Source organism: Bacillus sanguinis, assembly GCF_018332475.1.
Lineage (GTDB): Bacteria > Bacillota > Bacilli > Bacillales > Bacillaceae_G > Bacillus_A > Bacillus_A sanguinis.
Genome location: NZ_BOQB01000001.1, coordinates 23,269 through 31,280 on the forward strand (window position 1 = coordinate 23,269; position 8,012 = coordinate 31,280).

Below are 8,012 nucleotides of genomic sequence, written 5' to 3' on the forward strand. Positions count from 1 at the left end.
TTTTTCATATAATATGTGAGTTTTCTCTTAAAAGTTTCTATAATAAAAAAAACAAACGACTTGCACGGTCATTTGTTTAATTCATATATATCTTTCGTTTCTTCTATCATTTTAGTTAATGAGAAATATATCTCTGCTTTCTCTCGTGCTTTCAGTCTAATACCATTCACCTTTTCCTCATTTCCTTGTAGTTCCTCAAGCGCTCTTGCAAATCCTAACTCGCAATATTCAGACAACAAAACACCTGATTCTCCATCTATTACCGCTTCATTTATTCCGCCGACATCTATTGAAATAATTGGTGTCCCTGTCGCCATTGCTTCAATTACCACCATTGGAAACACTTCACGAAAAGATAATAAAAGTAAGGCATCCATATTCCCTATAAATCCATGTGGTTCAGAAATATTCCCTAACATCTTTACACTTTGCTGCAATCCATACTTTTCTATCTCTTTCCTAATAGACTCTTTCTCTGGTCCATCACCAGCAATATAAAACTTAAAATCATTTCTCTTTTTCAACACATTTGCAATTTTTACAAATAGTTGATGGTTTTTCTCTTTGGATAATCTAGCTAATATGCCTACATTATAAGTAGATTCTGTCTTTTTTTGCTGGAATAAAAACTTTTCAATATCCACACCGTTATAAATCGTCTTTATTTTCTCTTCTGCTACATGCATTGAAATTAAATTATTTTTTTCAAACTCACTTACTGTAATAATATTATTCACATATTTATTTATGAAATAACGAAAGAGAATTGGCATTTTCTTTTCTAATATTGTTACATTATGTTTCGTATACACGACTTTTATCTTTTTTTTCATAAACTTTTGAAGTAAAAAGGCATATAAAACCATCCGCAAACTATTCGCATGAATAAGTTCTATCTTCCGTTTACAAATTTCGTTCCGTAAGTAATAAATATTTCTCAAATGATTCCATCGACTAAGCAACATAAAATTTTCTTTTCTAGTAAGAGATTCATATAGTTCTCCATCACCTGCAGCTGTATAAACTTTAAAATCCTCATAACGCAAATTGCTTTCCAATTTACAAAAATAACTTTCGGCTCCTCCAGTTATCAATTTATCTGTCATCAACAGTATATTCATAATTGCGTCTTCCCAACTACATTGATTTTATTTTTTCTATAGGCATGAAAAGCATACTTACTAAAATAGTAAAAGATTTGCACTGCATTTAGTCGTTTTTGTTCCCTTAATAATTTCCAGTACCGAAAAGCTGCTCTCATTTTATTTCTCGAAACAGAATTTTCTACAATTCTATACTTTGCTAACACTTGCTGTATCCCTTTCGCTTCATGCCCTTCATGTAATAAGTTCAGCCATAATGCTGTATCTTCTGGCTGTACATTAGGCATTTCAATATGCGGAATTTTTTCACGATCAATCATTACTGTTAAACAACCGATAATTGTATTCCCAGCCAGACAATGATAATCAACAGATTTTGGTACATTCACTTCTCGATTTAGTTCATTACCGTTTTCATCTATTAAACTATACGATGTATACGAAAAGGCCGCATTCATTTCTTCCATAAATGACAATTGCGTCTCCAATTTATTTGGTAGCCAAATATCGTCACTATCTAAAAAAGCAATATATCTTCCTCGCGCTTCTTTAATTGCTATATTACGAGCTCTTGCAGCACCAACATTTTCTTTTAATGATACTAGTCTAACACGTGAGTCTCCTTCTATTATCTCTTTAATTTTTGCAAGAGATTGGTCTGTTGAAGCGTCATCAACGATAATCATTTCCCAATTTTCATAGGATTGATTCTGTACTGATAACACCGTCTCTCCTATAAATTGTATACTATTATAAGAAGGTGTTATTACGGAAACATGAGGCGCCTTATTATATGCGAATAGACATTTTACCATCTATCATTCCCCTTCCTTCATATATTGAAATGTACTTCACAACAATTGCTAAAAATAAAAAGAATGCTTCGTTAATAATGAGTGACAATGACATCATCTGAAATAAAAATGCAATCATAGTTAATAAAAGATACGGTTTTTCGCGAAACAAAGTATACTGCGTTAACTTGAACATTAATATGATTAAAAACGCGCTATATAAAAGAAAACCAATTGTACCTGATTCAGACAAAATTTCTAAAAATGTATTGTGCACATATAATTTTTCATTAAATTGAAACTCATAATAATTCGAAAAGTTAAATGCACCGATTCCGATATATGGATTCGATACATAATATTTAAAAGCAGCTTCCCATAATGTAAATCTCCCACTTCCATTATCATGCGAAAAATCAGAAATTCTTTTATTCAATATATCATCTAATTGACCACCCATTACACTATTCGATAAACTAAAAATTACTACACTAAACAATAGTAAACTCATCATTATTTTTATTTTTTTTGCAAAACTAGATGTACATACATATACAAAAACGACAAGCACAAGTGCTAGTATACCTCCCCTTGAAAAAGTTAATAAACTCGTCGTAACACATAAAATTAACCCTATAATATTCGGCATATTATGTAAATTTGTCATATAATACATAAAAAATATTGTATTATAAAAAATAAAAATATTAGGATCATCTAGCAATCCAATTAATCTTGGATACCCTCTATCAACTAATAGTCCAGCAAAAATTTCTCTCTCTTCTCCACCGTATAATCCAAAGTGCTGTAAGCCGACTATATAAAGGATTAAACTTACAATATTAAATACTAATCCAACATAGACAATGGATGATTCAAGTGTTGCTATTTCAACATTTCCAACTAAATTTCTCATTATAAAATAACACCCTAAAACAAGTAGCACACCAAAAATCATACGAATACTAGCATTTAAATATATAGAAAGGATTCCACTCAAACAATAGATGAAATAAAATAGTAAAAATACAACTTCATGAAAATATAGCTTTTGAATATGAAAGTTTTTAACTGTTAAACAAAAATATATGACTAAAAAAATCATATATATCTTCAGCGAAAATCCAATATATATGTTGTATTTACTTAACATGACAAATAATATTAAGAGCATAATCCATTTCATCGATATTTTCATATTATTTTCCATAGGCTATATCCCCTGTTTCGTAATATAATCCTTTTTGCGTGTTTTTCTTATAAACGAAAGAAGAAGTTTTTTTAGCTCATAATCATATAGGAATATACCCACTACTACGATTATTGTATTCAGAACGAGCGCAATGAAATGATATGTATGCAATATATATTGCACTCCAATAAAAGTTACACCAAAATAAATTGTATAAGGTATGACAATTTGAAACAGAATTTTCCTCTTCACTACACTTACTGCTATATATCCAACTAAAGCTACAATTTCAAATAAAACCATAGCATAAGCCGCTCCCATCACTCCACCAACACTACTAAAACTATAAAGCATAATCCCACCTATCACTAATGCTATACATTGCACAACCGTTCTTTTATTTTGACGTCCACTCGTTGTTAAACCATCAGCTATAGCAATATTTAAACTTTGCAGCACAATGAGAAATGATAATATTTGGAGTGGCTCCACTGCATTTCTCCATTCCTCATGAAAAAATATAGAAATAAAGTATGGCGCTAAATGATATAAACCTATCGTCATACATATTCCCACAATCGCCATTGATTTTATTTGAAGTAAGTTTAATTTCGTATGCTCTTCTAAATTATTCTGATTATAATACTTAAACAGTACTGGATAAAATGCACCTGCAATTACCCCTGGCACTTGATATAAAGCTGCTGGCATCCGATACGCCACTGCGAAAACACCTATCATACTTAATGGCAATGTATAGTTAAGTAAGATAGGTGCTAATTGTGGCGTACTCATTATTAAAAAACCACTAATAATAAACGGTGTCAATTGCCAAAATAACGCTTTCTGAATTACAACTTTCAGATTCATTTTCGTCTTTTTTCTCATGACATATATACTAAATAAACCACCGATCATATACCCCAAAGCATATAAACGAGCTGTTACATACACCGGTAACTCTCCGAAAATACAAAAACATGTAATTATGATAACAACTGCCGCTGATACAACTTTAATAAGCGCTATATACTTCATACGCTCCGTCAGCTGAAAGTAGGCAATTCCTATATTTTGCCAACTTAATCCTATTAACATGAAAAACATTACGTTTATCATCATATAAATCAAATTGCTATCCGCGTACATATAATGAATAGCAATATAGCCGATTATAGAAATAAAAATAAGTAGAATCATCCTTACTTTTATATACGACGATAAAATCGTCTCTAAATCTACTTCATCTTTTGCTCCTTCTCGAAGAAACGTATTCGTAAGTCCTAAATCTGTAAAAAATAACATAACAAACGTCACGGCTATGGCAACGCTAAACATCCCATAATTTTGTGCATTAAAAAAATTTGCTAAAGCAATTAAACTCACAGCCTGAAGAAGATTAGCTAAAATTGTGCTATAAAATAGATGGATAATATTATTTAAAATAGATCTCCCCATACCTGCTCTCCTTTGCAAGCAACCTACTTACATATATTTATCTTGCACCATTACCGTTCAATACGATTAAAACGGTTTTACATAAAATCCTAATGTCCATCTTAATCGTTTTCCTTTCAATATACTCCATGTCCCATTTCAACTTTTCTTTCGGATCAAGATTATATCCTCCATTTATTTGTGCCCATCCTGTTAACCCTGGCTTCACAATTAAACGATCCTTGAATTCTGGAATATACGCATCAAATTGTTTATAAAAATACTCTCTCTCTGGTCTAGGTCCAACAAAAGACATATCACCTTTTAAAATATTTAAAAGTTGTGGTAACTCATCAATTCTCGTTTTTCTTATAAATGATCCCACTTTAGTAATTCTTGAATCATTTTCATTTGCCCATTGCGGTCCATTTAGTTCAGCATCTTTTACCATCGACCTTAATTTTAATACATTAAATTTCCTCCCATTAATCCCTAAACGTTCTTGAAAATAAATTGGAGATCCTGCTGTTTCGAAAGCAATCATAATACAAAAGAACAACATAATTGGTATCGCTAATAGTAACAATATGAGTGAAAATATAATATCAAACAAGCGCTTTATACTTCGATTCAAAATACTGGTTTTTTCCTGAGCTGGAATCGTATACAACTTGGCTTGATTTGTTTCACGAATCATAGATCGTTACCTCCACATTCAAGAATATAAAACTATACCTATTAATTCACATTCTTTCCTCTTTATATTTGCTATCACTTTTTGCACGGTACGTAAGGAATCTTTTCTCTTTTTGACCGCTAAGACCACTCCTTCACATTTCCCTGCAATCATGTGTGTAGCAGGAAGCTCAAATACTTCAGAGGAATACAAGAAAATGTAATCAAAATCTTCTTTCCACTTCGCAATTACATAATCAAATTCATCCGTAGCAACCAGAGACATACCGGTGTGTACTGTTTTTTTGGCAGGAATACAATATAAGTATTTAGATAAATTACTAGAAAAAGTTTCATAACTACAGAAGGAATCGCTTATTATATCATTCACTGTTTTCGTATGATTACTTTGTAATAGTAGATGTAGTTTAGGATCAGAAAAATTCACATCGATAAGTAACACCTTTTTTTTCATTTCTGCAAACACTAGCCCTATATTTACTATAAGCGAGGCAACAACACCTCTATCCTTCGTTGAAGTAACTGTGAACACTTGTTTCCCCGATTTTTTCAACTCGTGATACATCGTATAAAACTGCTCTTTCATTAAAGCATCCTGCGGATCAAATGGAAGCTGTTTCTTTGTCTTAAACATCGACATGGTCACCTCGATATATGGATGATTGCGTATCAACTTCTGTAGATTTCTTTTTTCTATTCGGCTTCATATTTATGTAACCAATAACAGGGACTGTTGTTATTTTCTCTAAATCTTGTTCCACGTATATACGTTCATCAAAATAATCTTGAAATACAGCTAAACCTATCCCAACAAAAAAACTAACAATTAGAGAGATAGGAATGATAAGTTGAAATTTTGGAAACAACTTTTCAGCTTTTTCCTGTAACTCAGGGTCAGTTAATATTTTTATCCCCTGTACATTCGTATACTGTTGAAAGCTTTTTTGAGATTGTTCTGCCAGTGACTTTACAATTTCTTTGACGATTGTAGGATCCGAATCTTTTACTGTGACAGTAACGATTTGCGAGTTGTCCATATTCACCACTGAAATTTTTTGTGCTAATTCATAAGTTGATTGCTCTAATTTTAAATTTTTTTTAACCGTTGAAATAATGAGTGGACTTTTTAATATATCAACATACGAAGTTACAAGTTGTTTATTTTCCTGTGTTTTATTCACCGCATTTTCCTTATTAAACCCATCTAAATTCCCAACGAGAATTTGCGTTGAATATTGATACGAAGGCTTTAATACATACATAGAAATAAGAATTAAAGAAACTGTTACACAACACATCGTCAAAATAATTGTTACTACCCTTCTTTTCAATAGCTGCTGAAAATCCTTCATGCTAATTTCTTGCTTCAATTATTTCACCGCCTTTGTTTGAACGACATCCTGCAACTCACTTTCTACAGATAGTCTTTTCTTTTCTAAATTCGATTGCTTTGTTATATACTTTCCGATCCTGAATGCAAATTTTTCTACAAACAAATAAGAAATTATTGCTAGTATAAACGAAAGAATGAGCGATAAAATTAAAACAATAGATAACGGAAATATTTCATGAAGCATATACACTAGGGAAAATAAAGATATGATGTGGTATAAATAAAGACTGTAAGAAATCTTCCCCAAATATAACAAGTATTTATTACGTAACAAGGATGACAAAGTTGATACTGATAAGCTTAATATGACAAATAAACATGCACTTATCGCCACTGCGTAGTCTCGAAATATAAAATTATTGAGCAAATTAATTTCCCCAATAAGTCCTTCATACATATAAATTAAAACCGCCAATAAAAACCATGCAATTTTCTCATTTTTAATACGATTACTATAAAAAACTATTAAATTATTTTTATATTTCGCCACTAGTGCTCCTAGTAAAAACAGCACTGTGTAGTGCAGAGTTAATGCATAACTAGTTAATGTTAAACTTGAGTGAAATAAAAATAAAATCACGACAGAACATATACTAAAACTAAACAATGACAATAATGAATATCTCAACGTTTTTCGTAAACAAACCATCATAACTAATGGGAAAATTATTGATATTCGCATTTCATGAACAAGTGACCAAATTACGCCGTTATATGCATCTGTATTATATTTCCCAATCAATAAAATATGTTGCGCTATTAAGCTTAAAGAACTTTCAGTCGTCCATGAGCGATTAAACCATTCACTTAAATTAGAAATACCATATTTACTCATTGTAGTCTGGCATAAAATAGCTATACTTATTGCTACGATATACGGAATATAGATTCTGGATATACGCTTTAAAAGGAATGTTCCATAGCTATCGTAGTTTTTTTGAATGGATTTATACAAAACAAATCCACTCAAGACAAAAAAAATAATAACAGATTCATTACCACTACTAAAAATTAGACGAGCAGGCGTTTCTTTTAATAGATAAATAACAAATGGTTTATTATCCTCATAACTGTAAGTTTGAAATACTGAAAAAATCATTAAATGATGGCCAATCATTACTATCAATGAAGAAATTCCTCGTATAGAATCCAGTTCTTCATACCTATCCATCGTTTTACATCAACTCCTACTGAAATGATAATAATCATTTCAAAGCGACACCATTATTCATATTCCTCTCCTTTCTTTTCATTCCAATTTTTCATATTAAAATGATTTTATAGCGTAATTTTGAATGTATTGTAACACTTTTTGTAATATTATGAATAGTGAATCTTAAAAATTGGTATATACCAATTTCAACCTCGAAAAATGAATAATATTGATAGAAAAACAC

At 31.0% G+C, this 8,012-nt stretch carries 8 protein-coding genes; all 8 read right to left on the minus strand.

What is annotated here, in order from left to right:
* Positions 1 to 68 precede the first annotated feature (68 nt).
* From KI369_RS00070 to KI369_RS00105, 8 genes are read right to left on the minus strand one after another with little or no spacing between them, the layout of a single operon-like run.
* On the minus strand, positions 69 to 1,121 hold the full coding sequence (locus KI369_RS00070; RefSeq protein ID WP_088015729.1) for a glycosyltransferase family 4 protein: 1,053 nt from the start codon (positions 1,119 to 1,121) through the stop codon (positions 69 to 71).
* Positions 1,118 to 1,918, minus strand: coding sequence for a glycosyltransferase family 2 protein (locus tag KI369_RS00075; protein WP_088356604.1), 801 nt, complete (start codon positions 1,916 to 1,918; stop codon positions 1,118 to 1,120). The genes KI369_RS00070 and KI369_RS00075 overlap by 4 nt, the downstream gene beginning before the upstream one ends.
* Positions 1,893 to 3,107: an O-antigen ligase family protein gene (locus tag KI369_RS00080; protein ID WP_088015731.1), complete on the minus strand. Its 1,215-nt coding sequence runs from the start codon at positions 3,105 to 3,107 to the stop codon at positions 1,893 to 1,895. The genes KI369_RS00075 and KI369_RS00080 overlap by 26 nt, the downstream gene beginning before the upstream one ends.
* Before the next feature lie 3 nt (positions 3,108 to 3,110).
* Positions 3,111 to 4,547 (minus strand): oligosaccharide flippase family protein, encoded by a 1,437-nt coding sequence (locus KI369_RS00085; RefSeq protein WP_212954668.1) that lies wholly within the window; start codon positions 4,545 to 4,547, stop codon positions 3,111 to 3,113.
* A gap of 37 nt (positions 4,548 to 4,584) precedes the next feature.
* Positions 4,585 to 5,223 carry a sugar transferase gene (locus tag KI369_RS00090; RefSeq protein WP_088015733.1) on the minus strand — a complete coding sequence of 213 codons (639 nt, stop codon included), beginning with the start codon at positions 5,221 to 5,223 and terminating at the stop codon, positions 4,585 to 4,587.
* An 18-nt stretch (positions 5,224 to 5,241) separates the two neighbouring features.
* A complete protein-coding gene (locus tag KI369_RS00095; protein ID WP_212954669.1) occupies positions 5,242 to 5,862 on the minus strand; it encodes a CpsD/CapB family tyrosine-protein kinase in 621 nt (206 codons plus the stop codon).
* Entirely contained in the window at positions 5,849 to 6,592 is a 744-nt protein-coding gene (locus KI369_RS00100) for a YveK family protein (protein ID WP_212954670.1), read from the minus strand. The genes KI369_RS00095 and KI369_RS00100 overlap by 14 nt, the downstream gene beginning before the upstream one ends.
* Positions 6,593 to 7,786, minus strand: coding sequence for an acyltransferase family protein (locus tag KI369_RS00105; RefSeq protein WP_212954671.1), 1,194 nt, complete (start codon positions 7,784 to 7,786; stop codon positions 6,593 to 6,595).
* Positions 7,787 to 8,012: the final 226 nt, after the last annotated feature.